28 protein-coding genes and 1 rRNA gene are annotated in these 26,187 nt (G+C 63.5%); 9 read left to right on the plus strand and 20 right to left on the minus strand.

Going from position 1 to position 26,187, the window contains the following annotated elements:
* Nucleotides 1–48: 48 nt before the first annotated feature.
* On the plus strand, nucleotides 49–537 hold the full coding sequence (locus ACIQLI_RS02810; RefSeq protein WP_400384727.1) for a hypothetical protein: 489 nt from the start codon (nucleotides 49–51) through the stop codon (nucleotides 535–537).
* 214 nt (nucleotides 538–751) lie between these two features.
* Nucleotides 752–2,128, plus strand: coding sequence for a cation:dicarboxylate symporter family transporter (locus ACIQLI_RS02815; protein WP_400384797.1), 1,377 nt, complete (start codon nucleotides 752–754; stop codon nucleotides 2,126–2,128).
* Here the strand turns inward: ACIQLI_RS02815 and ACIQLI_RS02820 are convergent.
* A complete protein-coding gene (locus ACIQLI_RS02820) occupies nucleotides 2,088–2,912 on the minus strand; it encodes a helix-turn-helix domain-containing protein (protein WP_400384729.1) in 825 nt (274 codons plus the stop codon). The genes ACIQLI_RS02815 and ACIQLI_RS02820 overlap by 41 nt on opposite strands.
* A 78-nt stretch (nucleotides 2,913–2,990) precedes the next feature.
* Here ACIQLI_RS02820 and ACIQLI_RS02825 point away from each other — a divergent pair, with 78 nt between their 5' ends.
* Nucleotides 2,991–3,503 carry a VOC family protein gene (locus tag ACIQLI_RS02825; RefSeq protein WP_400384731.1) on the plus strand — a complete coding sequence of 171 codons (513 nt, stop codon included), beginning with the start codon at nucleotides 2,991–2,993 and terminating at the stop codon, nucleotides 3,501–3,503.
* Between the two features lie 45 nt (nucleotides 3,504–3,548).
* Here ACIQLI_RS02825 and ACIQLI_RS02830 read toward each other — a convergent pair whose 3' ends face one another.
* The 7 genes from ACIQLI_RS02830 to ACIQLI_RS02860 all read right to left on the minus strand — a co-directional run bounded on the left by ACIQLI_RS02830 (nucleotide 3,549) and on the right by ACIQLI_RS02860 (nucleotide 7,630).
* Complete coding sequence (locus ACIQLI_RS02830) at nucleotides 3,549–3,908, minus strand: VOC family protein (RefSeq protein ID WP_400384733.1); 360 nt, start codon at nucleotides 3,906–3,908, stop codon at nucleotides 3,549–3,551.
* A 4-nt stretch (nucleotides 3,909–3,912) separates the two neighbouring features.
* A complete protein-coding gene (locus ACIQLI_RS02835) occupies nucleotides 3,913–4,173 on the minus strand; it encodes a DUF4235 domain-containing protein (RefSeq protein WP_354231712.1) in 261 nt (86 codons plus the stop codon).
* 104 nt (nucleotides 4,174–4,277) lie between these two features.
* A complete protein-coding gene (locus ACIQLI_RS02840) occupies nucleotides 4,278–4,454 on the minus strand; it encodes a CsbD family protein (protein ID WP_035760998.1) in 177 nt (58 codons plus the stop codon).
* A 90-nt stretch (nucleotides 4,455–4,544) separates the two neighbouring features.
* The gene (gene dhaM / locus ACIQLI_RS02845; protein ID WP_400384735.1) at nucleotides 4,545–5,231 is read right to left on the minus strand and encodes a dihydroxyacetone kinase phosphoryl donor subunit DhaM; all 687 of its coding nucleotides are present in this window, start codon (nucleotides 5,229–5,231) and stop codon (nucleotides 4,545–4,547) included.
* Entirely contained in the window at nucleotides 5,228–5,890 is a 663-nt protein-coding gene (gene dhaL / locus ACIQLI_RS02850; protein WP_400384737.1) for a dihydroxyacetone kinase subunit DhaL, read from the minus strand. Before dhaL ends, dhaM begins: the two co-directional genes overlap by 4 nt.
* A gap of 2 nt (nucleotides 5,891–5,892) precedes the next feature.
* Nucleotides 5,893–6,894, minus strand: coding sequence for a dihydroxyacetone kinase subunit DhaK (gene dhaK / locus ACIQLI_RS02855; RefSeq protein WP_400384738.1), 1,002 nt, complete (start codon nucleotides 6,892–6,894; stop codon nucleotides 5,893–5,895).
* Nucleotides 6,895–7,003: 109 nt separating this feature from the next.
* Nucleotides 7,004–7,630, minus strand: coding sequence for an isochorismatase family protein (locus tag ACIQLI_RS02860; RefSeq protein WP_400384739.1), 627 nt, complete (start codon nucleotides 7,628–7,630; stop codon nucleotides 7,004–7,006).
* Between the two features lie 133 nt (nucleotides 7,631–7,763).
* Here ACIQLI_RS02860 and ACIQLI_RS02865 point away from each other — a divergent pair, with 133 nt between their 5' ends.
* Complete coding sequence (locus tag ACIQLI_RS02865; RefSeq protein WP_400384741.1) at nucleotides 7,764–8,750, plus strand: GlxA family transcriptional regulator; 987 nt, start codon at nucleotides 7,764–7,766, stop codon at nucleotides 8,748–8,750.
* Between the two features lie 96 nt (nucleotides 8,751–8,846).
* Here the strand turns inward: ACIQLI_RS02865 and ACIQLI_RS02870 are convergent, their stop codons facing one another.
* From ACIQLI_RS02870 to ACIQLI_RS02890, 5 genes are all read right to left on the minus strand, one after another.
* Nucleotides 8,847–9,035 (minus strand): hypothetical protein, encoded by a 189-nt coding sequence (locus ACIQLI_RS02870; protein WP_354231700.1) that lies wholly within the window; start codon nucleotides 9,033–9,035, stop codon nucleotides 8,847–8,849.
* A 12-nt stretch (nucleotides 9,036–9,047) separates the two neighbouring features.
* Nucleotides 9,048–10,496, minus strand: coding sequence for an FAD-binding oxidoreductase (locus ACIQLI_RS02875; protein WP_354231698.1), 1,449 nt, complete (start codon nucleotides 10,494–10,496; stop codon nucleotides 9,048–9,050).
* A gap of 168 nt (nucleotides 10,497–10,664) precedes the next feature.
* Nucleotides 10,665–11,174 (minus strand): amino-acid N-acetyltransferase, encoded by a 510-nt coding sequence (locus ACIQLI_RS02880; RefSeq protein ID WP_311211759.1) that lies wholly within the window; start codon nucleotides 11,172–11,174, stop codon nucleotides 10,665–10,667.
* An 84-nt stretch (nucleotides 11,175–11,258) separates the two neighbouring features.
* Nucleotides 11,259–13,361 carry a prolyl oligopeptidase family serine peptidase gene (locus tag ACIQLI_RS02885; RefSeq protein ID WP_400384744.1) on the minus strand — a complete coding sequence of 701 codons (2,103 nt, stop codon included), beginning with the start codon at nucleotides 13,359–13,361 and terminating at the stop codon, nucleotides 11,259–11,261.
* 121 nt (nucleotides 13,362–13,482) lie between these two features.
* Nucleotides 13,483–14,697 carry a glycosyltransferase gene (locus tag ACIQLI_RS02890; RefSeq protein WP_400384746.1) on the minus strand — a complete coding sequence of 405 codons (1,215 nt, stop codon included), beginning with the start codon at nucleotides 14,695–14,697 and terminating at the stop codon, nucleotides 13,483–13,485.
* Nucleotides 14,698–14,802: 105 nt separating this feature from the next.
* Between ACIQLI_RS02890 and ACIQLI_RS02895 the strand changes: the two genes are divergently transcribed.
* Nucleotides 14,803–15,498: a TetR/AcrR family transcriptional regulator gene (locus ACIQLI_RS02895; protein WP_400384748.1), complete on the plus strand. Its 696-nt coding sequence runs from the start codon at nucleotides 14,803–14,805 to the stop codon at nucleotides 15,496–15,498.
* Nucleotides 15,499–15,585: 87 nt separating this feature from the next.
* On the opposite strand, the gene ACIQLI_RS02900 is transcribed toward ACIQLI_RS02895, so the two are convergent.
* From ACIQLI_RS02900 to lysS, 4 genes are all read right to left on the minus strand, one after another.
* Nucleotides 15,586–18,078, minus strand: a complete 2,493-nt coding sequence (locus ACIQLI_RS02900; protein WP_089593213.1) for an ATP-dependent Clp protease ATP-binding subunit — start codon at nucleotides 18,076–18,078, stop codon at nucleotides 15,586–15,588.
* A gap of 371 nt (nucleotides 18,079–18,449) precedes the next feature.
* Nucleotides 18,450–18,776 (minus strand): Lsr2 family protein, encoded by a 327-nt coding sequence (locus ACIQLI_RS02905; protein ID WP_311211765.1) that lies wholly within the window; start codon nucleotides 18,774–18,776, stop codon nucleotides 18,450–18,452.
* A 129-nt stretch (nucleotides 18,777–18,905) separates the two neighbouring features.
* Nucleotides 18,906–19,079 (minus strand): hypothetical protein, encoded by a 174-nt coding sequence (locus ACIQLI_RS02910; RefSeq protein WP_198318316.1) that lies wholly within the window; start codon nucleotides 19,077–19,079, stop codon nucleotides 18,906–18,908.
* Nucleotides 19,080–19,081: 2 nt separating this feature from the next.
* Nucleotides 19,082–20,611 (minus strand): lysine--tRNA ligase, encoded by a 1,530-nt coding sequence (lysS, locus tag ACIQLI_RS02915; RefSeq protein WP_089593211.1) that lies wholly within the window; start codon nucleotides 20,609–20,611, stop codon nucleotides 19,082–19,084.
* Nucleotides 20,612–20,687: 76 nt separating this feature from the next.
* Here lysS and ACIQLI_RS02920 point away from each other — a divergent pair, with 76 nt between their 5' ends.
* From ACIQLI_RS02920 to ACIQLI_RS02930, 3 genes are all read left to right on the plus strand, one after another.
* Nucleotides 20,688–21,584: an alpha/beta hydrolase gene (locus ACIQLI_RS02920; RefSeq protein ID WP_354231685.1), complete on the plus strand. Its 897-nt coding sequence runs from the start codon at nucleotides 20,688–20,690 to the stop codon at nucleotides 21,582–21,584.
* A 9-nt stretch (nucleotides 21,585–21,593) separates the two neighbouring features.
* Nucleotides 21,594–22,448 carry an alpha/beta fold hydrolase gene (locus ACIQLI_RS02925; RefSeq protein WP_400384751.1) on the plus strand — a complete coding sequence of 285 codons (855 nt, stop codon included), beginning with the start codon at nucleotides 21,594–21,596 and terminating at the stop codon, nucleotides 22,446–22,448.
* Between the two features lie 80 nt (nucleotides 22,449–22,528).
* Nucleotides 22,529–23,362 (plus strand): alpha/beta fold hydrolase, encoded by an 834-nt coding sequence (locus ACIQLI_RS02930; protein ID WP_089593208.1) that lies wholly within the window; start codon nucleotides 22,529–22,531, stop codon nucleotides 23,360–23,362.
* Here ACIQLI_RS02930 and ACIQLI_RS02935 read toward each other — a convergent pair.
* Both ACIQLI_RS02935 and ACIQLI_RS02940 read right to left on the minus strand, forming a co-directional pair.
* The gene (locus ACIQLI_RS02935) at nucleotides 23,359–24,204 is read right to left on the minus strand and encodes an EamA family transporter (protein WP_400384754.1); all 846 of its coding nucleotides are present in this window, start codon (nucleotides 24,202–24,204) and stop codon (nucleotides 23,359–23,361) included. The two genes, ACIQLI_RS02930 and ACIQLI_RS02935, sit on opposite strands and share 4 nt — an antisense overlap.
* 8 nt (nucleotides 24,205–24,212) lie before the next feature.
* Nucleotides 24,213–25,091 (minus strand): alkaline phosphatase family protein, encoded by an 879-nt coding sequence (locus ACIQLI_RS02940; RefSeq protein ID WP_400384756.1) that lies wholly within the window; start codon nucleotides 25,089–25,091, stop codon nucleotides 24,213–24,215.
* 71 nt (nucleotides 25,092–25,162) lie between these two features.
* Between ACIQLI_RS02940 and ACIQLI_RS02945 the strand changes: the two genes are divergently transcribed.
* A complete protein-coding gene (locus tag ACIQLI_RS02945; protein WP_400384758.1) occupies nucleotides 25,163–26,047 on the plus strand; it encodes a LysR substrate-binding domain-containing protein in 885 nt (294 codons plus the stop codon).
* 46 nt (nucleotides 26,048–26,093) lie between these two features.
* On the opposite strand, the gene rrf is transcribed toward ACIQLI_RS02945, so the two are convergent.
* Nucleotides 26,094–26,187 (minus strand): 5S ribosomal RNA (gene rrf, locus ACIQLI_RS02950); the annotation flags it as partial.

A 26,187-nucleotide genomic window follows, 5' to 3' on the forward strand; every position in this document is an offset into this window, starting at 1 on the left:
TTTGGGACGCACTGGAGACGCCGGCCTCACGCGGTCCTACCCTGAAGCATGGGCAAAATCGGAGTGGCATTGACCCTTGCCGGAACCGCAGCATTACTCCCGGGCTGCTATCCCGAAGCCGTAGCCTGCCCGGCCATTGGGCACATTGCAGGCGTGTCCCTGAGTGTTGCAGCGAGCTACGCAGACCAGGTGGGGACGCTGCGGCTCAAGGCCTGCCAGGACGGCACCTGCACCGAAAAGGACCTGGACCTGCACCCGGGCGCTGTGGCCGTGGCCGTGGACCAAGGCTGCACGCCGGATGGCGTGTGCTCGGCGACGTCTTCCCCTGACGGGACGTTTGTGGGTTTCCTTGAGCTTCCGGCCCTCAGCGAAAGCCCTCTGGAAGCGACCGTCAGCGGCACGTCTCCCTCTGGCACAGCCCTGCCCAGCCGGATGCTGACCTTTACGCCCAAAGGCGATTATCCGTACGGCGAGCAATGCGGAAGGGTCATTACCGCCGCCGTGATCTTGGATGCGGACGGGCTGAAGCAAGGTTAGTGCCGGCTGGGTATTCCCCTGTCAGTCCAGCCGGGCTCTCCGACGCCTGAGGTGACCATCCGCCCCGGACCAGACTTCCACATCGTGAAAATCTTGTTCCGATATTAAACACAACAGGCCTCAGGAATTAGCAATTCGGAAACACGGCCCTCATAGCGTCTTGAGTGATCCCAGCCGCGACCCCAGCGCGGCCCTCGCACAGATAGGCGCCACTTTGAAGATTTCCGCACCCGCAGCCGCCGTGAGGCCAGCGAAAAAGCCGCTGTACAAATCCTTGTTTTTCCAGATTCTGGCGGCCGTGGTGTTGGGCATCGCCATAGGCTACTTATGGCCAAGCGTAGGTTCTGCCCTTCGCCCACTGGGCGACGGCTTCATTCAGCTCATCAAAATGATCATCGCTCCGCTGATTTTCCTGGTCATCGTCACGGGGATCTCTGCCGTGGGGGACGTCAAGTCCGTCGGCCGCGTAGGCGTTAAGGCACTGATCTATTTCACCGGTGCCACACTCTTCGCACTGGCGTTTGGGTTGGTGGTTGCCAATCTTGTGCAGCCGGGTGCAGGCCTGAACATTGACCCGGCGTCCCTGTCCGAGGATGCCGTCAACGCCAAAACCACCACCGCCCCGCCCAAAGACGCGGGACAGTTCCTGCTGGGCATCATTCCCACCAGCGTGGTGGGAGCCTTTGCGTCCAACACGCTGCTGCAGGTCCTGTGCTTCGCGATCTTCTTTGGCGCAGCGATCGTGGTGGTGGGCCGCGAAAAGTGCAAGCCGGTCATCGACCTCATGGAGACGACGCTGGAGCTCTTCTTCAAAATCATGTCCTGGGTCATGCGGGTTGCCCCGATTGGCGCCTTCGGTGCCATGGCCTTCATCATCGGCCAATACGGGCTCAGTTCACTGAGTACCTACGCCCTCCTGGTTGCGGCATGCTACGGCTCAGCGCTGGTCTTCATCGGCCTGCTGTTTGTGGTGGCCTGGGTCTACCCCCGGGTTCCCCTGTGGCAGTTCATCAAGTACTCCCGCGAAGAATTCATGCTTGCCCTGGGCACGGCCTCCACTGAATCGGTTCTCCCCCGCATCATGACCAAGCTGACCAATGCCGGTTGTTCCCGGGCAACCACAGGCCTGGTGGTGCCCACCGGATACTCTTTCAACCTCGACGGCGCCGCCCTCTACCTTTCCATCTCCCTCCTTTTCCTCGCCCAGGCCTTTGGCCACAACCTGGACCTGGGTCAGCAACTGGCAGCGCTCGGCATCCTGATGCTCACCTCAAAGGGCATGGCCGGCGTTCCAGGGTCCGCGTTCCTTGCCCTCTCCGCGACGGCCGGGGCGCTCGGAATCTTCCCGGTAGCCGGAGTTGCCCTCCTGCTGGGAGCAGACCGCTTGATGGACTCCATGCGCGTAGTGGTCAACCTGCTGGGCAACTGCGTCGCGACGTTCGTGGTGTCCAAATGGGAGGGACAGTTCGATCGCGACGCCATGCTGGCGGCTTTCCGCGGGGAGGACACGACGCCGGAAATCACCGACGCGGCGTCCGAGCATTCGACGCTCAAGACTCCCCAGCTGACCTCCGGTACGTACTCGGCGTGAAGCCCAGATACTTCTGGAAGTCGTTTGTCAGGTGCGCGTGATCGGCATAGCCAAGTTCGACGGCGATCGCCGCAAGGTCCGCTGTTGGATCGGACCGGGTACGCTCGGCGGCGTCCTGAAGCCTCCGGCGACGTATGAGTGCTGCGGGGCTGAGTCCTATGTACTTCCTGGCCAGCCTCTGCAGCGTTCGCGGTGAGACGGCCAGCCGGGCAGCGGCATCCTCAAGCAAGAGCACCTCAGGGTCGGAAGCGATGACATCCATCATCCGGTTCGCGAGGAGGGCTTCCTCCGAGAGCACTGCGTCCAATGAAACCAGCCACGCAACAAAGGCCTCCACTGCCCGGCTTCGGCGAGTGCCGTCGTCGTGCGGGGTGCCGGCTCGAGGCGCTGTGTCGCCACGGGGTGCAGTCATCGCGTTCGAAACCGCAGTGTGCAGCTCCGTCAGCGCCAGTTCTGTTTCCGAGTCCCGCATGGCGCCGGGGTCGTCGGTAAACAACGGCACGGCCGCCGGGCGGAGCAGCGCGCCCACGGCCCAGCCAGAGCCGGTCAGGTCGCGGTGCGCTGCGCGGGTGGTGGGTCCGGAAAAGACGACGTCCGCAGCCTGCACCACCACGTTGGACGCAGGGTAGGCGATGAGGTGTTGCCGGGAGGTCCGGCCGGGTTCGATGTCCCACTCGGGGATCCAGAACCACTGCACCAGGTCCGCTACCGACGCCGGCACGGGAACACGGTTGAAGGTGGGTAGCCGCGCGGGGTACAGGATGCCTTTGAAGGAACCCTCCATAAGCCCCTCCCCGGATCGGCGTGAACCTGTCGCGAATCTCCAAGCGCCTGGCACCCGGAGGCACGTAGCGTCGTATCCATGACAGATACTACAAGCACAGAATCAACCACGGCCGCCCACGGGGAGTACACCACCCACGGCATACCGAACGGTCTCACCAGCCTCACGCCGTTCCTCTCGGTGCCGAACGCCAAGGCCGCCGTCGCCCTTTACCGGGACGTGTTCGGGGCACGTGTGGTGGGCGAAACTGAGATGGGCGGGGTTGTGGTCCACGCGGAGCTCGATTTCGGAAACGGCCACCTCCAGCTGGGCGAACCCAACCCCGAATACCACTTGGTCCAGGCACCGTCCGGCGAGGACGACTGCTATTCCCTGGGCCTCTACTGCTCCGACGCGGACAGCCTGGTCCACAAAGCAGAGCAAGCAGGCGCCGCCATCCGGGAACCGTTGACCACCTTCGTTTCAGGTGACCGCTACGCGAGCATCCGCGATCCGTTCGGCGTCCGCTGGTCCATCATGACGCGTGTCGAGGACCTCTCCGAGGAAGAGAGCAACCGCCGCGTCGATGAATGGGCGGCACAGCAGGGCTAAGGACCGAAAGCCGCCGCAGGGTTCAGGCCCAGCGGCGGCCAGGCCTTAGCTGAGGCAGAGACAGAACGGGTGGCCGGCCGGATCAAGGAACACCCTGAACGTCTCACCGGGCTGGTGGTCGGCCTTGGTGGCTCCCAGCGAGATCGCAGCTTCTTCGCCCTTGTCCAGGTCTTCCACCACCATGTCCAGGTGCATTTGCTGCGGAATGGTCTGCCCGGGCCACACCGGCGCTTGGTACACCTCCACTTGCTGGAAGGAGATGCAGTTGCTGCCGTCGCCGGGGCGGATATCGAACCAGTCGCCTTTGTCCTCGACGTCCCAGCCGAAGAGCTCGCCATAGAAGGCAGCCAGGACTGCCGGGTCGGGACAATCGATGACGACACTTGGGAACTTAGCTATAGCCATGTTTTTAGACCTCGTCAGCCGTTTTCTTCATGCGGGCCAGGACACTCTTGGTGCCCCGCTGGGTGAGAACGTGAACCACGGCGGCGACGCCGGCCGAGACAACCGCGAAGACCAGCACGCCCGGAAGTGAGTCATTGAGGTCTGTGCTGTCCTTGGGGGCAGGCTTGCCGGTCTTCTTCTCCCAGAGGCCCTCCAGCGTCTTGTTTGCCAGCGCGCCGGCGCCAAGACCAATTGCCAGGCCGAAAATTTTCACCAGTATGTTCACGTAGATCCTCCATCAGGTTGGCGCCGGCGGACGACGCCCCACACAACAATCGCCTCACAAAACAAGGCAGGGCCACTGCAACCGCAGTGGCCCTGTCCGGATACCTAGTCCTTCTTGAAGGCGTCCTTCAGCTTCTCGCCGGCGCCCTTGAGGTCGGCCTTCGTCTGGTCGCCTTTGCCTTCTGCTTCAAGACGCTCGTTGTCCGTCAACTTTCCGGCAGCTTCCTTGGCCTTGCCACCAAGCTTCTCGCCAGCGTTCTCCATTTTGTCGTCAGCACCCATGATTCGCACCTCTTCCTTGTAGTGAACCTGTACCTCTACAACATCACTAATCAGCATACTTAGCAATATTTGGAAGCAAATCCATCTGAACTAGAGCTCCCCAAACCCTTCTTCCACCAACCGCCGAACGTAGTCAACAGCTTTCTGCGCATCCTTGCCGCGGGCTTCGATACGGAGCGTGGAACCCTGGCCGGCGGCGAGTGCCATGAGCGCCATGATGGACATGCCATCGACGCAGTTGACGGTCACCTCGGCGTCCAGCCCGGACAGGCCGCCTGCGATTTTCGCGGCGGGCCTGGCGTGCATGCCCAAGGGATTGATGAGCGTGAAGTCGCCGCTGGCGTCCGGATTGACGACGCCGGCCCCTTCAGCCTGATCCGCGGGCTCCGCGGGCCGGTACCCTGCGGCTTCCGCGGCCTTGCGGACATCCGCGACGCCGGAACCTCCTTGGGCCGCGACGGCTGCGGCCACCAGCCCCTCAACCAAGGGGGCATCCGCGAGGAGCACGGCATCGGGGTCGCTCGCAAACTCCATGGCAGACTCGGCCGTCATCACCGCCGAGCCCAGATCGGTCAGTACCACCACGCCGTCACCACCGGAATCAACCAGGGACTGCTCGACGGCGGCCAGCACCTTCTCCAGGCTGGTTCCGATCCGATCGTCATCGGTGCCCCCGGCGGCGACCAATTCGACGTCGGGCGCCATTTGCGCGGCGAGTTCCACCGCTCCCTCGGCAATCTTGCTGCTGTGCGAAACCACCACGATCCCCACCGTCATACGGCGTCGGTTCCTGCCTCAGCCGTGGAACCGGCAGCAGCCGCGGCGGCCGCACGGAGGAGCAGCGCCGTTGAGGCCGCCCCGGGGTCGCGGTGCCCGGCACTGCGCTCCCCCAGGTAGCTGGCCCGTCCTTTACGCGCGATCAAGGGGTCCGTTGCCATCGCCCCGGTCTCAGCTGCTTCGGCAGCCGCTTCCAGTACGCCTACCGGATCTGCGCCGCCCGCCGCTGCTTTTTGGGCCGCGTCGACTGCGGGTGTCCACGCGTCGATCATGGTCTTGTCCCCAAGCTCGGCTTTGCCGCGCGCCACCACGCCATCACGTGCGGCGGCGAGCGCAGCCGCCAGAGTTTCGGCGTCGATCTCGGTGGCATCGCCCAGCGAGGTAGCTGCCCGCAGGTAGGCCGTCCCGTACAGCGGCCCTGCAGCGCCGCCCACCTTGGACATGAGGGCCATCGCGGCGGCTTTGAGCGCTGCTCCGGGAGTTTCGGGCGGCGCCTCGTCGAGTTTCTGGAGGACGGCCTGGAACCCGCGGTCCATGTTTTCGCCGTGGTCCGAGTCGCCGATCGCCCGATCCAGTTCGATCAGTTCCACGCGGTGCTCTTCCATGGCTTTGGCGGAAAGTTTCAACCAGGCCGTGGCCCAGCCAACGGTTAACCCCATATTCAGGCTCCCCACCGCAAAGCTGCAGTGTGGACGGGAGCATCCCATAGCCGGGTCATCTCGTCATCAAGGCGCAGGACCGAGACGGAGCACCCCTGCATCTCCAGGGACGTCACGTAATTGCCCACCAGCGAGCGCTCCACGGTGGCACCACGTTCGGCCAGGACCTGGGCTGCACGCCGGTAGACGATGTAGAGCTCGCTTTGCGGGGTTCCGCCCATGCCGTTCACGAACAGCAGCACTTTATCCCCGGACGCCAGGGCAAGATCCTCCAACACAGGCTCCAGCAGGCGGTCCGTAATGGCGTCAGCGCTTTCCATGGCGATCTTGTGCCGGCCCGGTTCGCCGTGAATGCCTATACCGATCTCTATCTCGTTGTCTTCCAGCTCGAAGCTCGGCGTGCCTGCGTGTGGCACGGTGCAGCCGGACAGTGCCACTCCCATGGTCCGCACGTTGGCCACCACCCGTTCGGCGATGCCCGTGACAGTGTCAAGATCGTCGCCGCGCTGAGCTGATGCCCCTGCGATCTTTTCCACCAGGACCGTTCCGCCCACCCCGCGCCGGCCTGCCGTATACAGCGAGTCTTCCACCGCGACGTCGTCGTTCACCAGGACCGAACGCACATGCACGCCTTCGGCCTGCGCCATCTCGGCGGCGGTTTCAAAGTTCAGGACGTCGCCGGTGTAGTTCTTCACGATATGAACGACGCCGGCGCCTGAGTCCACCGCGACGGTCGCCGGAATAATCTGGTCAGGGGTTGGCGAGGTGAAGACGGCGCCGGGCACAGCGGCGTCGAGCATGCCGAGTCCCACGAAACCTGCGTGCAGGGGCTCGTGACCGCTGCCACCGCCGGAGACCAAGGCAACCTTGCCCGCCACCGGAGCACCCTTTCGGATGACGTATTTGGGCTCGGGATGGACATCCACAATGTCGGCATGGGCCATGCCGAACCCTTCTACGGACTCGTCCACCACTGCGCGTGGATCATTAATGAGCTTTTTCATGGGATGCTCCTGGGCGTGCTGCGGCTGGTGCTCTGACCCTACTACCGGCGGCCCGGCCCACGGTAGGCCTTGGGGGCCCTTGGTGCGGAGTTATCTCGCCCGGGCCTTTTCAGCGCGAGGCCCCGGCCACTGCCGAACTCCCCAGATCGCTCCGCTCCAGGGCGTTGCCCGCGTTCAGGGCATCCACCCAGGCGTCGGTGCTGCTGACGGCCGCCCAGTTCGAATTCAGCAAAGCCATCAGGGTGGTGTGGACTGTTTGCGCATCAGCGAATCCTGCGTCGTTGGCGAGGTTGATGGCACCGGTCGCATCGGAGAGCACTTCGGTGCTGAAGCCAATAAACTCGGCTTCCACGGCCGAGGCCAGGATGCAGTTGTTGGTCATGTACCCCACCAAGGTGACGGTGTCGACGTCGTGCTGCCGCAGCCATTCGGCCAGGTCCGTCCCGGCGTAGACCGATCCGTACTCCTTGACGACATCCTTCCAGGAGTCCTTCCGGCGGGCCTCGACCTCTGGGTGGAGGCTGTACTCAACGGTTCCCGGGGCGAAAACCGGCGCGCCCTCTCCAGCGCTGTGCTGGATGGCGGCAACCGGGATGCCTACGGCCATTGCGGCGTCGATGGCCTTGCCGATCATCGCGATGGATTCCTCGTGTGGCGGGAACTGGATCTCAAGGGGTCCGCTGAAGTACTGCTGTTGGACGTCTACCAGGACTAGGGCGCGGCGGGGAGTGCTCATGATGCTCTCTTTCCGTGAGGTGGAAGGCAGTGGCCGGCTTGCGGCACCATTTCATCTTCGGCGCCTCCGGAGCCGACCACCAGTGGCATGAATGCCCTTGTACGATTGATTCAGGCCAATCCCAGGAGGATCCGTGCGCATCGCCGTGTATGCCTTCCACGACGTCACGATGTTCCACCTCGCTGTCCCCCAAATGGTCTTCGACGAGGTCGCGCGCCAAGCACTCGCTGAGTGGACCACCCTGCTTTTTGCGGACCAGGCGGGCCACATCCGCACCGCGGAAGGCTATCAATTGGGAGAAATCCTGGGTCCCGAAGCGGCGGACGAAGCCGACATCATTGTGGTGCCCTCATGGTTTGATGACGGCCGCGAGCCCAGCGGGCAGCTCCGCACCGTACTTCAGCAGGCGCATCAGCGCGGCGTCACCATCCTTGGCCTCTGCCTGGGCACCATCCCTGTTGCCGACGCCGGCCTCCTGGACGGACGGTCCGCCGTCACCCATTGGGAGGCCTTCAGTTCGCTCTCGGCACGCCACCCGGATGTCTTCCTGGATCAGACGGTGCTGTACATCGATCACGGCGATGTGCTGACGTCGGCCGGCACCGCCTCCGGGCTGGACGCCTGCCTGCATCTGGTCAGGACCCGCCTGGGGTCCGCGGCAGCCAACCGAGTGGCACGGAGCCTGGTCATCGCCCCGCACCGCGAGGGCGGACAGGCGCAGTACATTGAGCATCCCCTGCCGCCACGTTCCTCGGACGACCCCATGGCACGCCTGCTTGAGTGGGCATTGGGGCATCTGGGCGAGGATCTCACTATCGAGACGCTCGCCAACCAGGCCCACATGAGTCGCCGAACGTTCATTCGCGCCTTCAGGGCATCTACCGGCGCCACGCCCTCAGCGTGGGTGCGTTCCCAGCGGCTGGATGCGGCCAGGCACCTCCTGGAAAGCTCCAGTTTGTCCATGGACCAAGTGGCAGCAGAATGCGGCTTTGGCAGCGCCGTGACCCTCCGGCAAAACTTTGCCCGGGCCTTTTCCACCACGCCCACGGACTATCGACGCCGCTTCGACGCCCAACCAGGGCTCGTACCCAGCGTCCCCAGTATTGGACGTTCGTCATAAGCGCACCGCGCCGAAGGGGCAGTCCCGCGCCGAAGGGGCAGCTCCCGGGAGCCGCCCCTTCCGCCCTGCCCAGCCTCCGGGCCTGCTTTGTGCCTGCTACTCCTTGGCCGGCGGTGCTGTCACCGCCTCGGATTCCTGCCTGGCCTGGAACTCGGACCAGAAGGCCGAGTACAGGTCAGGGTCCGAATGCCTGTCCCCGGACCATGGCGCTTCGTGTGGCCATGATCCGTGCGGGATGTCGATCTGGAAGGCGGAGAAGTCGGGGAACGTGACGCGGTTGTTCATCACCCTCAGCCCCTAGTTGTTCAGCACGGCGTCGCCGCCGGCGGTCACAACGTCTTCAAGGAGCACTGTCTGGTCAATGACCGGGAGCCCCACTACATGCCCGAAGCTGAACATGTTCTGCGGGTCCAACTCGGCCTTTGCCTTGCGAAGCCGTTCCAATGCCGTTGCCCGCCAAGGCCGTTCCCTGTCTTCGGCATCCACAAAGTGGCCATGCAGGTTCACGAAGGTTCCGGCATTGGCGGCAGGCCGAAGGTCTTCATGGACGGCATTGAAAACCGCGGGCAACATCGCAACCACCGGCGGGACGGCAATGGCACCCATGAAGAAGCTGAACGCAGCATCGCGACCACCCACAATGTCATCGCCGCCTGCACTCTTCGCCAAAGCACCCCCGAGCAACCGGAGCTCGGCCAACAGCACGGGACTTTCGACGCCCGGGCCAAAGTGCCGCAGAAGCGTTTCGGCTTCAGGCGCATCCAGCCTGTCCAAGAGGAACCCGTGTTCCATCACGGGAACTGGTTGGTCCGGGTCCTGGTGGATGGAGTCGAAGGCAGTGGCGTCAAGGGGACCGGTAGCGTCCATCATGAACGGTGCGCTCCGGCGCATCGGCTCCAGGAGTTCTGCCGCCGCCGCCAGATCACCCTGATAGGCGTAACGGAGGTGGATCACAAACTTTCCGCGCAGGGGTTCCGGCACCATCTCCATGTCAGGCAGCCGCAGGAAGGCAAGTGACGCCGAGGCCTCTACCGGCAGGGCAGGTGCCCAACCCCTGAACGCCTGCAGTACTTCTGGAGCTTGCTCACCGTCAAAGTAGATTCCGCCGGCGTAGAGGTCGGAGCCAGGGAAGAGGTGGAACTCCATGGCCGTGACGATTCCCAGATTGCCCTTGCCGCCACGCAGGAGGAAGAACAGCTCCGAATCCTCGTCCTTGGTTACCCTGCGCAGGGTTCCGTCCGCCGTGACGATTTCAAACGCAATCACGTGGTCAGAAGCGAATCCGTATTTGCGGCCCAGGATCGGCAGCCCACCGCCCAGCGTGTAACCCACCACGCCAACGTCGGTGGTTGAACCGCAGAGCCCCATGAGGCCGAAGGTCCCGGCGAGCTCCACCACGGCCTTCCAACGGACGCCCGCACCCACGCGGGCTGTCTTCTCCAGGGGATCAATACTGAGCTCGAGCATTCGTCGGGTGCTGATCAGCAGGCCACCCTCGATCGCATTGGTGGCACCGTGCCCGGTTGACTGGACGGACACGGGGACACCGCGTTCCGCTGCCCAGCGTATCGCCGCCGAGACATCCTCTGCGTCGAGGGCTCCGAAGGCAAGATCGGGCTGGTGCTGTGTGGATAAATTGAAGGCCGCTACTTCAGCGGCGAAGCCGGGATCGGCAGGCGTGAACACTGGACCGCGCACGCTGAGTTGGAGTTCTGAAACATCTGAAAGGGACGCGTGGGACTGCATGATCTTCTCTCAATTGACCGATGTGGTGGAAGCTTCCCCAGCAAGCCTCAATCAGTTTATCCATCAATTTTAGATAAGGAAAGAGGTTTAAATCACTCATAATTGGGCACGCTTGAAAGACGCGCCAATTTCCTTCAGGATCTCGACGCGCGGAAGGGGATTGCGGGCTTAGAGCTGCTTGATCATGCGGGTATTGCCCAAGGTATTCGGCTTCACCCGAGCCAGGTCCAGGAACTCCGCCACGCCTTCGTCGTGTGAACGGAGCAGCTCGGAGTACACCTGCGGGTCAACGGCCGACTGGTCAGCCATGACTTCAAATCCGTGGCGCTTGAAGAAGTCCACCTCGAATGTCAGGCAAAATACGCGGCTCACACCAAGGGCGCGCGCTTCCTCAAGGAGATTCTCCACCAGGACATGCCCCACGCCCCGCCCCCGCCAGGAATCAGCAGCCGCAAGAGTGCGGATCTCGGCCAGGTCCTCCCACATCACGTGGAGCGCGCCGCAGCCAATGACTTCCCCGCCGTCAGATTCGGCGATCCGGAATTCCTGCAGGCTCTCGTAATAAGCCACAGTCTCCTTGGCCATGAGGATCCGTTCCTCAGCCAAGGGCGCCACAAGCCTCTTGATCGCCGCTACATCGCTGGTGCGGGCAGGACGGAGGCTGAAGGTCGAATTCACTCCCCCATCCTAGCGAGGCAAACAGGTGCCGGACGCCCCAGCCCCGCGCATGACAGAATGCGGGGCTGGGGCCGAACGAATCGCCTAGACCCCCAGCTCCTCCGGCAAAGCAACGTCCTCGCCCAGCACCTGTTTTGCCAGGAAGTGCTCCACCACTCCGTACCAGATCTTCGCGTGCTGCGGCTGGAGCACCCAGTGGTTTTCGTCGGGGAAGTAGAGGAAGCGGTGCGGGCTCTGGCCGTTGTCGTCGGCGGGCAATTGCGAGGATGACAGGAGCTCGTACCAAAGACGCAGGCCCTCGCCGATTGGAACCCGGTAGTCCTTGTCGCCGTGGATCACCAACATGGGTGTCTTGATGTTTCCCACGTTCAGGTGCGGGGAGTTCTCCATGGCCATTTCCACGGTCATTTCCTTCAGCCAGTACTGCGCAGCGTCCGTAGTGGGGCCGAACTGGTCCAGCGCCCACAAGCTGGCATGCGTAACGATCGCTTTGAACCGGTCGGTTTGGCCGGCCACCCAGTTGGCCATGTAGCCGCCGAACGATCCCCCCATCGCGGCTGTCCGCGACTCGTCAATGTCCGGGCGCCCCACCACCGCGTCGGTGATGGCCATGAGGTCGGTGAAGGGCTTCTTGCCCCACTCACCCCAACCGCGCTGGATGAATTCCTGGCCGTAGCCTGTGGAGAGCGCTGGATCGGGCAGCAGCACGGCGTAGCCCTTGGCGACGAGCAGCCAGGGGTTCCAGCGCCACGTCCAGGCGTTCCACGAACCCAGAGGGCCGCCGTGGATCCACAGCAGGAGCGGCGCAGGCTTTCCGGCCGACGCCCCTTCGGGGAGCGCGAGGTAGGCGGGCACTCGTGCACCGTCGTCCGCCGTCGTTTCCACGCGCTCCAGATGTCCCTTGTAGACGGGCCGCTCGGCGGGTGCCTGCAGCCTGGTCACTTCTCCGGTGGCGAGGTCTATCCGGACCGCTTCGGCGGGGAATTCGTACGAGCTCCGCAGGGCAAACGCCGCAGTCCCGTCGGGAGAAATCACGACGTCGGAATAGGCGGAAGCGTCCTGCGTCACCCGGGTGACCCCACCGTCAGCGACGTTGATCAGGAAAACCGGCGACGCGCCGTCGTCGTCCGCTTTGGCAAGGACGGCGCTGCCATCCGGAAGCCAGGCAAGGACGGTGGCCCAGCGATCCCAGTGGTGCGCCAGCGGCTCAAGGTCGGTGGTCTCGCCGTCGGCAACGTTGAGCAGGTGCAGCTTCACCTGCGGAGCCTGCGTCGGCGTGGTGTCGCTTTCGCTTTCTACCACGAGCGTGCCGTTGTCCGGGCTGACGGGTCCCGGGAAGTAGCTCATGCCTTCGTGGTCCAGCAGCACCTTGACGTTCCCGGTGGCGACGTCGATGGCGGCCAGCACCTCGCGGCTGTCGGCCTTGGCGAGCGCCTTGGTCATGCTGGTGTAAATGGTCTTCCCGTCCGGGCTCACCACTGTTTTTGACTCACGCAGGGAACCGCCGACGCCGGGCGTCAGGTTGCGGAGCTTGAGCGGAGCCGCGGCGTCCACCGTTGACGGCTTGCCGGGTTCCTGCCCCTCACCCTGCTCGACGGCAAAGATCCGCGGCTCTGCGGGGCCGAGGTCGGCATCCCAGTAGCGGACCGGGTAGCCGCTGTGCAGGATGGCGGAGACCTTGTTGTCCTTGCGTGCCTTTCGGCGTTCGTCGTCGTTGTCCTCGTCCGCGGATCCCGCGAGGACCTCGGCGCTGACAAACGTTGCGTCCGCATCCTTCGCAGCCATGACGGAACTGATGCCGCCTGCGCGCGAGTGCACCACGCGGGCTTCTCCACCGTCAGCGGGGAGGAGCCAGAGGGCGTTGACCGGGTCAGCGTCCGGGCTGTCCGGATCCGGGCGCGCCGAGGTGAAGTAGAGGTCGCCATTTGCCGCGAACACGGCGCCCGCCTCGCCTTTGGAACTGCGGGTGATGCGGCGCGCGTGCTTATGGCCAGTGGGGTCGATCTCCCAGAGGGCAGAAGCGAACTCGGTTCCCTTGCCGTTCAGCGTTGAAACGGTGGTGACCAGGCGCTTGCCATCGGGGCTGAGGGTAAGGCCGCTGACCCGCGGGATGGCGAGGTAGTGGTCCACATGGTGGAAGGGAGTTTCGGGCTGCTCGCCCGGGGTCAGAGTGTCAGCAGAGTCCATGATCCGATTCAACACGCATTGTGCTCCCGATCACAGGGTGGTTCACTCACAGTGAAACAGTAGTTTCACATATTCCGCACTCAACTAAGCCGTGGAGAGCGCGTCGTGAGAGCTCCCGATGCTACTTTTCGAGATTTCGCAGCGCTTCGACCACCGGCACAGTCCCGTCTTCCTTGCCGATGGCGGCCGCCAGGACCTGCGCTTGCTGCGCGTACGACGGCGTTCTTACGGCCTCCGCGATCACGTCACCAAGGCGCTCCGGAGTCAGCTTCTTGTACGGAAGCGGTTGGGGACCGACGCCCAGGGATGCGATTCGCGAAGCCCAGAGTGGCTGGTCCGTATACACGGGAACACCTACCGACGGCACACCTGCGCGGAACCCGGCCGCGGCGGTTCCCGCTCCGGCGTGATGCACTACAGCCGCCATCCGGGGGAAGAGCCACTCGTGCGGGACATTTCCCACGCCCAGGGCGTCATCGCCCAACACGCCCTCTGCGCCCTGCACAACAGCCCGAACTCCGGCACGACGCGTGGCCTCGAGGATGAAGCCGGGGTCAAGGTGCGCGCTGCTGCCGAAACCAATGAAGACGGGCGCTGGACCGTCCGCGAGAAAGTCCACCAGGCCAGCGGAGGGCTCCCAGCCGTCATGTTCCGGGGGCCACCAATATCCGGCCATCACCAAACCCGCGTGCCAATCGGCCGGCCGCGGCAGGACAGCAGGACTGATGCCATGCAGAATGGTGGACCGGGCCTTCCTCCGACGACGTTCGCCGGCCGCCCGGCTTTCCTTGCGCAGGTTGAGCTGCTTGCGCAGGCGGGCACTGGGAGCATCGTAGGGGGCCGGCCCTGCAGCCGCCCGCTCGCCAATGATTCTGTTCCCCAGCGCACCCAGGCTTCGAGCCGAATTCATCAGCACGGGCGGGTAGGCCGCACTCGGTTCGGTTGGCTGCAAATGTGCCCCGATGGCCGGGATGCCGAAGGCCTCAGCAATGTCGTAGGCATAGGGTGCCACCGAGTTGGCCATGATGACATCGGTTCCGGCTTCGGCGGCAGCCAGGGCACCCGTGGCTGCATTGTCCATGTATTCGCCAAGCCTTCGCCAGAAGGTCAGCACGCCTCCGGGTGCCGCCTTTGCGCCGGGGGCTGGCTGCTTGATCAATTCCGTCAGGTCCCCCGGCAGGGGCCTGAACTCGCATCCGGACTCAACAACCAGAGGGGCATAGGCAGGATTGGCCGCAATGGCAACCTCGTAGCCCAACACCTGCAGGCGCTGCCCGAGACCGGCCATGGGCGCCACATCCCCGCGCGTTCCGGGAGCCACCATGAGTACCCGCATGCCATTCCCCACCTTCGCTAATTGCGATCACCGTTCGCAATTAAGAATATAGTGGAATGGGGGCAGGACCAAATCACTTCAACAGGATGAAAGGGCGGTACTGGATTGACTGCTCACAATCCCACGGACGTCTGGCGGCGCCCCGAGCGTGCAACTGTCGGGCCCAAGCCCGAACATTCCCGCAACGGAATTGCGACGGCGGCCCTCCGCATCGCGGACGACGAAGGCCTTTCCGCGGTGTCCATTCGAAGGGTAGCCGCGAGCATAGGTGCCGGCGCCGCCTCTCTCTACCGCTACGTGAAATCCCACGACGAACTGGTGGAACTGATGATGGATACAGTCGCCGGCGAGTACCAACTTGAGGCCGGAGGCGAGAATCCAAGAGAGGAACTTCTGAACCTTGCCCACCAGGGACGGGACATCATGCACCGACACCCCTGGCTGGCCCCCTTGCTGTTGACCCGCCCGTCCACAGGCCCCAATTCGCTCCGATACCTGGAAGCTGCCTTATCCGCCCTGGCAACGGTGGACCTTCCTGGACCAGCCAAGCTTCAAACCGTGGCCATGATGTCTGCCATCACGTCAGCCTTCGTACAAAACGAACTGGCTTCCGCACCCGCCTCCGGAGCAGCCGAAAACGCCACGGCCAGCCGCGTCTTGTACCTCACCGAAACCCTTCACACCGGCAACTACCCGCATTTGGCGGCAGCGATGTTTGGACAAACGCACTCCGGCCACTCCGTCGAACAATTCGCCGGCATCGTGGCAAACTACCTGGCCGGAGCAGGCATCCCGGGCTAGCGCGCCGCATTCCTTTGGCCTGCCCAACGCAGAAGCCCCACCAACTCCTTGCGGAGCGGGTGGGGCTTCTGGGATCAAGCGTTGGACTTACGCGGTCGGAGCGATCTCCGGGATACGCGGCTTGGCGTTGCCTTCGAACGTGAACTTGGCGTCGTCACCTTCGCCGTCAACGTCCACTACAACGATGTCGCCGGAGTGGATCTCGCCGAACAGGATCTTCTCGGACAGCTGGTCCTCGATCTCGCGCTGGATGGTGCGGCGCAGCGGCCGGGCACCCATGGCGGGATCGTAACCACGTGTGGCCAGGAGAACCTTGGCAGCGGGGGTGAGTTCGATGCCCATGTCCTTGTCCTTGAGGCGGCGCTCCAGGCGGTTCACGAACAGGTCCACGATCTCGATGATCTCGTCCTGCGTCAGCTGCGGGAACACTACGACGTCGTCAACACGGTTGAGGAACTCGGGACGGAAGTGCTGCTTGAGCTCTTCGGTAACCCGGGCCCGCATCCGGTTGTAGCCGGTCTGGGTGTCCGTTCCGGACTGGAAGCCCGTCGCCACGCTCTTGGAGATATCGCGGGTACCAAGGTTGGTGGTCATGATGATCACGGTGTTCTTGAAGTCCACCACGCGGCCCTGGGAGTCGGTCAGGCGGCCGTCTTCCAGAATCTGCAGCAGTGAGTTGAAGAGATCGGCGTGGGCCTTCTCCACTTCGTCGAACAGAACCACCGAGAACGGACGACGACGGACCTTCTCCGTCAGCTGGCCGCCTTCTTCGTAGCCGACATAGCCCGGAGGTGCACCGAAGAGACGCGAAACCGTGTGCTTCTCGGAGTACTCGGACATGTCCAGCGTGATGAGGGCGTCCTCTTCACCGAACAGGAACTCGGCAAGTGCCTTGGCGAGCTCGGTCTTGCCGACGCCCGTGGGGCCGGCGAAGATGAACGAGCCACCGGGACGCTTGGGGTCCTTCAGGCCTGCACGGGTACGGCGGATGGCCTGGGACAGGGCCTTGATGGCTTCGTCCTGGCCGACAACGCGCTTGTGCAGTTCGTCTTCCATCTTGAGCAGGCGCGAGGACTCTTCCTCGGTGAGCTTGAAGACCGGGATGCCGGTGGAGTTCGCAAGAACCTCAGCGATCAGGTCCTCGTCAACCTCGGAGATGTCGTCCATGCCGCCGGACTTCCAGGTGCGTTCCTTCTCAGCGCGTTCGGCAATGAGCTTCTGCTCCTTGTCGCGCAGCGAAGCAGCACCCTCGAAGTCCTGGGCGTCGATGGCGGATTCCTTCTCCATCTTCACGTCCGCAATGCGCTCGTCCATGGCCTTGAGCTCCGGCGGAGCGGTCATGCGACGGATACGCAGGCGTGCGCCGGCTTCATCGATGAGGTCGATCGCCTTGTCCGGCAGGAAGCGGTCCGAGATGTAGCGTTCGGCCAGCTGCGCGGCTGAGGCGAGGGCGCCGTCGGTAATCGTCACGCGGTGGTGTGCCTCGTAACGGTCGCGGAGTCCCTTGAGGATCTCGATCGCGTGAGCGACGGAGGGTTCCTTGACCTGGATCGGCTGGAAGCGACGCTCAAGCGCGGCATCCTTTTCGATGTGCTTGCGGTACTCGTCAAGAGTGGTGGCACCGATGGTCTGGAGTTCACCACGGGCGAGCATCGGCTTCAGGATGGACGCAGCATCAATGGCGCCTTCGGCAGCACCTGCACCGACGAGGGTGTGGATCTCGTCGATGAAGAGGATGATGTCGCCGCGGGTGCGGATTTCCTTGAGGACCTTCTTCAGGCGCTCTTCGAAGTCACCGCGGTAACGGGAGCCGGCAACCAGGGAACCGAGGTCAAGCGTGTACAGCTGCTTGTCCTTGATGGTCTCCGGGACATCGCCGCGGACAATCGCCTGGGCAAGGCCTTCGACGACGGCAGTCTTACCAACGCCGGGCTCACCGATCAGCACAGGGTTGTTCTTGGTGCGGCGGGAGAGGACCTGCATGACGCGTTCCATCTCCTGCTCGCGGCCGATCACAGGATCGAGCTTGTTTTCGCGGGCAGCCTGCGTGAGGTTGCGTCCGAACTGGTCAAGCACCACCGAGCCGGCAGGCGTACCTTCCGGCTGGCCCTGGCCGGAGCCGCTGCCTGCGGTTTCCTTGCCCTGGTAGCCGGAGAGCAACTGGATGACCTGCTGACGGACCCTGTTCAGGTCCGCACCAAGCTTCACCAGCACCTGGGCGGCCACGCCTTCGCCTTCGCGAATGAGGCCGAGCAGGATGTGCTCAGTACCGATGTAGTTGTGGCCGAGCTGCAGTGCTTCACGAAGGGAAAGCTCAAGCACCTTCTTGGCACGCGGCGTAAAGGGGATGTGACCGGACGGGGCTTGCTGGCCCTGGCCGATGATCTCCTGTACTTGCTCGCGAACGCCATCGAGCGAAATGCTCAGGGACTCGAGCGCCTTGGCAGCAACGCCTTCACCCTCGTGGATCAGACCCAAGAGGATGTGCTCGGTACCGATGTAATTGTGGTTGAGCATCCGTGCCTCTTCTTGGGCAAGGACGACCACGCGACGGGCACGGTCCGTAAATCTCTCAAACATTTCGCCACACTCCTAGCTACGACGTACTTTGATGCTACGTGCCGGAGCAACACTTTTGGGGCGTGTTCGCCACAGGGGAAACATGACGCCGCGGAGGAATAAAACGGGCGCTTCCCCTTGACCGCGGCAGGCGACGGTGACATCCTGCCAGCCGGCCCGGGCAACCTGCCGCCGGGCCGCCCCGGGAGCATTCCACGGCGTTGCAAGCGCGCGGCTATCCCTGCTCCGCAATAGCAGCGGTAAACGGGCCGTCCAGGGCCGGGGAGATTCACGGATTATTCGGTCGGCGGGGCCACGGTGGCGCCCAACAAACCGAGTCCCTTAAACAACCAATGCCCCGGCAGTGACTGCCGGGGCATTGAAGCGGTGAATCAGGAATTGGCCTTTTGGTAGGCTTCCTGAATTTCAGCCTGGATACGTCCGCGGCTGTTGACCGTGTAACCGTTATCCCGGGCCCACTGCCGGATCTGTGCGGAATCCTGGTTGCGGGCCGGAGTAGCGCGACCCCGCGTCCCGCGACCGGAAGAGGTCTTCCGGGCCTTTGCGACAAACGGTTCCAGGGCCTTCCGCAGCGATGATGCGTTTGCTGTGGACAGGTCCATTTCGTAGCTCACACCGTCCAGGCCGAAGCGGACAGTTTCGTCCGCAGCCCCTTCATCCAGGTCATCGACGAGGATGATTTTTACTTTCTGTGCCATGAGTTGCCTCTCATTTGGAGGGATGGATAATCAGAAATTCCCCGGGTTCCTTTGTCGATTATCGTTCACGGCAAGCACGCACGTCAAAGCACAATTGGATTCACGTGAAAGTGGAAGCCATTTAGGAGCCTATTTAGCGGCTGGGCCTTCAGATGCCGGGCCGGCATTTTTTGAATTTGCTTCGGCTTGGGCGCGGGCTTCTGCCTGACGCTCGGATTTGTCTGCATTGAAGATCGACTTCATGGCAAACCAGAAGATCAAACCCACAACTATGGACGGCGCAAGGACTGCGATGTACTCCATGATCAGTGTCCTTCAGGCTTCAGCAAGGGGAACAGAATGGTTTCGCGAATGCCGGCCCCGGTGAACAGCATGACCAAACGGTCAATGCCGAGCCCGATGCCGCCCATGGGCGGCGCGCCGTATTCGAGAGCGCGGAGGAAGTCCTCGTCCAGTTGCATGGCTTCCTCATCACCGGCGGCGGAGCGGCGTGACTGCTCCGTCAGGCGTTCGCGCTGGATGACGGGGTCAATGAGTTCAGAGAAGGCCGTACCGCGCTCCATGCCGCCGATGATCAGGTCCCAGGCTTCGATGAGGCGCCCGTCTTCACGGTGCGGGCGGGCCAGCGGCTGCGCCGACGGCGGATAGTCATAAACAAATGTCGGGTTCAGCAGGGTGGGTTCTACAATCTCGCCGAACAGCTCAACCACAATCTTCTCGGCGTCCCACTTGGGGTCCACCTTGACTTCGTGCTTGGCAGCAATTGCCAGCAGTTCCTCCACCGTGGTGTCCGGCGTAATTTCAACACCCACCGCTTCGGAAATACCCGGGTAAACCGAGACCCAGGCCCATTCGCCGTCGAGGTTGATTTCGCCGGCATCCGTTTGGATGGTGCGTGTCCCAACGACGTCCGCAACGTTGAGGATAATTTCTTTCATACGCTCAGCCATGACGAACTGGTCAGCCCAGGCTTCGTAGCATTCCAAGGTAGTGAATTCAGGGCTGTGCGTGGAGTCCACGCCTTCATTCCGGAAAACACGGCCCATGTCGTAAACCCGGTCGATGCCACCCACAACGGCGCGTTTGAGGAAAAGCTCGGTGGCGATGCGCAGTGTCATCTTCTGGTCGAACGCGTTCATGTGCGTTTCGAACGGGCGTGCGGTAGCGCCGCCGTGGACCAGCTGCAGGATGGGGGTTTCCACCTCCACGTAGCCGTGGCGGTCCAGGGTGTCGCGCACCGAGCGGGTGATGGCGGCGCGCTTGTAGACCATCTCACGGGCTTCATCGCGGACCATGAGGTCCACGTAGCGCTGGCGGACGCGGGTTTCCTCATTCAGTTCTGCGTGCAGTACCGGGAGGGGGCGAAGGGCCTTGGAGGCCATGGACCAGGAATCGGCCATGACGGACAGCTCACCGCGGCGGGAGGAGATGACCTCGCCCTTGATGAACACGTGGTCACCCAGGTCAACCAGGGCCTTCCATTCGGCGAGCGCTTCCTCGCCTACGTTGGCAAGGCTCAGCATGGCCTGCAGCCTTACGCCCTTGCCGTCCACGCCGCCCTCCTGGAGGGTGGCGAAGCACAGCTTGCCGGTATTGCGCACAAACACGACGCGCCCGGTGACACCAACGGTGTCGCCGGTGGTTTCATCGGCTTCCAGGTGCGCGTACTTCTCACGGATTTCGCCGAGGGAATGGGTCCGTTCAACACCCACCGGATAGGCCTCCGTGCCGCGCTCGATCAGCTTGGCGCGCTTTTCCATACGGATGCGCATCTGCTCGCTGGCATCGATGGGTTCTGCGGAGGTGTTCAGGGCTGGGGTGTTTGCGGAAGTCACAGTCCTTAAGTTTACCGGTCATTACGGACCTTCACTTCCGGGCCCCAAGATGAGGCAAACGCATAGACTCGGGGCTGTGGAGACATGGACAGTTGAAACGGTCGACGGCGGTGGGCAGCTTGAGGTGCACACCTTCCGGCCCGCGTCAGGAGCGTCAATTCCCGGCTCGAAGGCACCCGCTGAACCGGCCGGCGTCGTGCTTGTTCATGGCACCTTGGTGACGGACTCGCTGTACTGGCCTTTCGCGCGGACCCTCAGCGTCATGCTGGGGCGCCCGGTTCACAGCTATAACCGGCGCGGCAGGGGGCGGTCAGCGCCGCAGCCGTCAGGCTATTCGGTGGAAACCGAGATCGCGGACCTCCTCGCGGTGATGGAGAAGACCGGCTCCACGGACGTTGTAGCGCACAGCTATGGCGGCTTTGTGGCGCTGCAAGCCGCGAGGCGGGCCCGCATCAACAAACTGGTCACTTACGACGCCGCCGTGTCGCTGTCAGGCAATCTCAGCAGCCGGTGGCGGCCCGAGCTTGAGGAAGCGGTCACAGCCGGTCAGCTGGATCACGCGTGGGCGCATCTGGTGCAGGGGTTGGGAACGGCCGGCCCAATTTCCTATCTGCCCATGGGGGCGCTGCGCACGCTCAGTGTCCTGTCGGCCCGGACCCGCCTGGGCTTGGAGATGCGCTCCCTGCTGCCCACGGCAGTCACCGAAATGCGCGCCGTCCTGGACGCCGATGCCCACCTTCACGACTTCATGGGACTTTCCACGCCCACCTTGATGCTCAGCGGCGGTTGGAGTCCGTCGTACTTCGCAGAGACCGGCCGCACCCTGGCCGGGGCCGTGCCTGTGATCGACTTTGCTGTGGTGCCGCTGCAGTTCCACGAAGGGCCGTTGCGGCCTGGCAAGCGGCTCGCAGCCCGCGTAGCGCGGTTCCTCTCCGGGACCCGGTTCCACGGCGAAATTCCGGATGCCACCTAGGATGTTCCAGTGAGGGAACGCGATATTCAGACGCACGACGGCGGCCGGCTCGCCTTGTACAGTTACGGCACCGAAGACGCACCCGGGGAGCGCCGGGTGGTCCTGATCGGTGGCGCGTTCCTCACGGCACTCATTTATCGGCCCTTCTCCGTCGCTTTGGCCAAGGGCCTCGGTGCCGGCTGGGCTGTGGACGTGTATGACCGCCGGGGCCGGGGCCAGTCCACCGAGCAGCCGCACTACTACTCCATGGCCACGGAGATCGCAGATGTCCGCACCATCATGGACGCCACCGGCGCCCGGAACATCTTTGGCCACAGCCTGGGCGGGTCCGTGGCTTTGAATGCCGCCCAGGCCTTTGCCGGCACGCACCACCAGCCGGACAAGCTCGCTGTCTACGACGCCGCGGTGAACATCGACGGCAGCATGGACACAGAGTGGCTGGCCGGCTTCGCGGACTCGGTCGACAAAGGCGATGTTGGCCGGGCGCTGGCCCGGATGAAGCGCGGAATGCAGCCAGGAACTGCCCTTGCCCGCGTTCCTGAGCCCATTCTGGCGGGCCTCATGGCTGTGGTGTCAGGAACCAAAGTGAACAGGCTTTTCCGCGAGCTCATGCCTTCAGGTGTCGGTGAGCTGAAGGCAGCCTTCGAAGCCGCAGATACTCCGAGCGATTTTTCCGTCCTGCCGTCCAGCACCCACTTCATGGTGGGCAAGAAAAGCCCACAGTTCTACAAGGTCACCGCTGCGCGGCTGAACAGGGCTGTTCCCGGCAGCACGTTGGAGGTTTCGCCCAAGGGATTCCATGGGTCCATTCCTGCAGCAGTCAACGAACTCGTCTCGGATGTCTCGGACTACTTCAAACGCTGAGTGCTTTTCCACACTGACTGCTTTTCCACATAAGGGCCGGCATGCTGCCTGCATTCAGGTCGCTCGGTTAGGCTCAAGTCATGACGCGCGACATCATCATGACCCACGACGGCGGACACCTCGAAGTACTCACCACAGGCGGTGGGCTGGCAGCGGCGGGTTCCGGCGTCGTCGTCGTTCCTGCCTCCATGGTGACGGCTGCCGATTACTCGCGTTTCGCGCAGAAACTCAGCGAAGCCCTGGGCCGGCCCGTTCATACTTTCAACCGACGCGGACGCGGTGATTCATCCCCGCAGGCCGAGGACTACACGCTCGAGGCCGATATCCGGGACTTGGACGCCGTCATGAAACACACGTCCAGCACCGACGTCTTTGGCCACAGCTTCGGCGGCGCCGTGGCGCTGCACGCTGCTCGGACCCTGCCCGTGGAGAGGCTTGCCGTCTACGACCCCGCCGTGTCGGTCAACCACAGCGTCAAGGCCGACTGGACACCGGATTATGAACGCGCGACGGCGGCGGGAGACTACGACCGCGCCCTCGCCGTCCTGATCAAGGGCGTGGAGACCGGCGGCGCCTTCGCACGCATGCCATTGTCCATGCTCACCCTGGCCAACAAGCTGGCCGCCGGTACACCCTTGGGCAAGCAGATGCGCGAACTGATGACCTGCGGTGTCCGGGAAATTAAGGCCGTCATCGCTGCCGACATGCCCGCCGAGCCCTTCCTTGCCCTCCCGCTGGAGACGCTGATCGTGGTGGGCGAAAAGAGCCCCGCCTACTTTGGTGTTGCGTGCGGCCAGATCCATGACGTCCTCTCCGGATCCAGCTACAGCATCCTCCCTGGCTCAGGGCATGACGGGCCCATCAAAGCTCCGGACAAGCTGATCTCGGAGTTGTCGGAGTTCTTCTCGGGCTAGCCAAGCTGGATCGCGGCGATGCCTGCCACCGCGACTGCCGTCAAGCCCAACCGGAGCCGGCTGAACTTCTCATTGAAGAACACCGCGCCGATGACTCCAGCCAGCAGGACACTGGTCTCACGCAGCGCCGACACCAAGGCAAGCGGTGCCAGGCTCTGCGCCCAGACCACAATTCCGTAGGCAAGCATGGACACCAGTCCTCCGAGGAATCCCGGCTTCCAGTACCGCGCCACTCGTCGCGGGAAAGAACGGCTCTCGGAGGCCATGCGCCAGCAGATCAAGGGAATCACCATGCCCTGCAGCAGGAAAAGCCACGAGACATAAGCCATCGGTTGCCCGGAAACCCGGACTCCGACCCCGTCCACCAAGGTATAGGCCGCGATGGCTGCCCCCGTGAGCACAGCGAAGACGGTGCCCTTGCGGTTCCTGCCGCCACTGGCCGTTGCGCTGTGCTTTGTGAGGGCCAGGCTCAGCAACGAACCAGCGACCACCGCAACCCCCGAGAGCTGCCAAAAACTCAATTTCTCTGCCAGGAAAGTAGTGGCGGCCCCCGTGACCAGGAGGACAGCGAGGCCCCGGGCCAGCGGATAAACCTTGGAGAAATCGCCGTGCTTGTAGGACGTCGTCAGCAGGATGAGATAGCAGGTCTGCAAGGCCGCCGACGCTACAACATAGGGCCACGACTGCTGTGGGGGCACTCCGAAGACCGCTGCCCCCACCAGGCCGGACGCCAAATAGGCCAAGGCAATCATGCTGGACGAGGCAAGCCGGTCAGGAATCGCCTTGGCCAAGGCATTCCAGACGCTGTGCAGGACCGCCGCCAGGAGGACTGCTGCCGTCACCGTAAGGGTCAACGGGGAACCGCCGTCGGTGCGGGTCGCTCCTGCGGGTCACGCCGGGCACCGAAGGTGAGCCCGTCAGTGCCTCCTGTTGCAACGCCGAAGGCTGCCAGTACCTGGGCGAAGATGTCAGCGTGGTCCACAGCCACGACGTCCCGGGGCACGCTTTCGCCGCAGGCAGCGATCCAGGCTGTGCGCTCGGCCCCGGTCTCACCCCCATGACCACCGGCATCGACGTGCCCGTGGTCAGTCACCACTATGACCGTCCATTGTTCGTCACCACGGGCAGGCCTCGACTCAATGGCTTCCAACAGGCTTTTGAGGCGGGAGTCGCAGCGCTGAATGGCTGAAAGATAGCCCATACCCGTTCCGTTGTTATGGGCTTCGACGTCGGCCTCGCCAAAGTACACAAAGGATGCCGCAAGGTTCTCGCGCTGCAACCGTCCGGCTGCATAATCAGCGACGGCGTCGTCGGCACTTACCCAGCTGCCGGCGTCGTTCACTTCTTCAGGGTCCTCCTCCGGCACCCATCCACGTGAGGAGAAGAGGGGCCCACACGCTGTGGGTGCCGCCACAGGAAACCAGCTCGCGGCAATCATGGTGCGAGACTCCGGGCGGGCCGCACGAAGCACCGCGGTGAAGTCCTGATAGGCAGCGAGCTCCGGCGGATGGTCACTGTTCCCGGTGACCCCGTGCCGGTCTGCATAAACCCCGGTGGCCACGGTGGCCCACACTGGACCGGAAATCGTGGCATTCTTCCTGTGAACGCGGACTGGCAGCAGGAAGCCGTTCCGGGCGATCCGGTCCAGAACGGGAGTATCCGCGGACATAAGGGAGTCGTAACGGACGCCGTCGATTCCGACTACAAGGACGTGGGGTTCATTATTCACAGCCACGACGGTACGTGGCTTCGGTGGCAACTCATAGGAGACGCCGCTCATCTCTATAGGAGACTTAGGCCATGCCTATGAATCTCACACACCTGCGGGCGTTCCACTTCGTTGCTACCCACGGCAGTTACGTCGCCGCGGCCGCAGCTGCGAAAGTGAGCCAACCAACCCTGTCCGAGCAGGTCCGTCTTCTGGAACGGGTCCATGGGGTCCATCTCCTGCAGCGGGCCGGGCGGTCAGTGGAGTTGACGCCTTTGGGACGAAAACTCCTGGCAGTCACGGCCAGGTTGTTCGCCGCCGAGCTCGAGGCCGAGACCGTCCTGGCCAGGGCCCGCAACGTCATGCAAGGAGAGCTACGGTTCGGCACCGACGCTCCCATCAACGCCGTGGGCGTGCTCAGCACGTTCCGCCGGCTGAACCCGGGAGTCAGCATCCAACTCGTCAGCGGAAACTCCGCCGAGGTACGCAGACGGGTCCTGGCCGGAACTGTGGACGTCGGCATCATCGCCGACGAGACACCACATCCGGACTTGATTGCACGCCGGCTCGGAACGCAGGACCTGGTGGCCTTCGTTCGGCAGGACCACCCGTTGGCCGGCAGCAAGGTGATCCGGCTCCGGGACCTCGTAGACCACCCGCTGATCATCAGGGAGATCGGATCCGTCACCCGTAGGTCCATTGAAACAGCGCTCTCCGCTGCCCAGCTGCAACCAGAGGAAGTACTCGAGACTGACAGCCGGGAAGCAGTCCACGCGGCGGTGATCGCCGGCCTGGGCATTGGGGTCATCGCAGAGGATGAATTCAACGACGATCCCCGGCTGGTGTTGCTTGATTTTGTTGATCCGATACCGCCGATAACGGAGTACCTGGTGTTCCGCCGGGACAAGCAACGCAGCCATGTGGTGGATGCGGTGTTGGGGTGTGTGGGTGGTGGGTGGTGTGTGTTGGGTGGTTAAAGGGGAAGAGCCCCGACCTGTGGTCGGGGCTCTTGCCTTAATGGTTGTCCGGCGGTGTCCTACTCTCCCACACCCTCCCGGGTGCAGTACCATCGGCGCTGTGGGTCTTAGCTTCCGGGTTCGGAATGGGACCGGGCGTT

Source organism: Paenarthrobacter sp. NPDC091669 (genome assembly GCF_044756725.1).
Taxonomy (GTDB): Bacteria; Actinomycetota; Actinomycetes; order Actinomycetales; family Micrococcaceae; genus Arthrobacter; species Arthrobacter bambusae_C.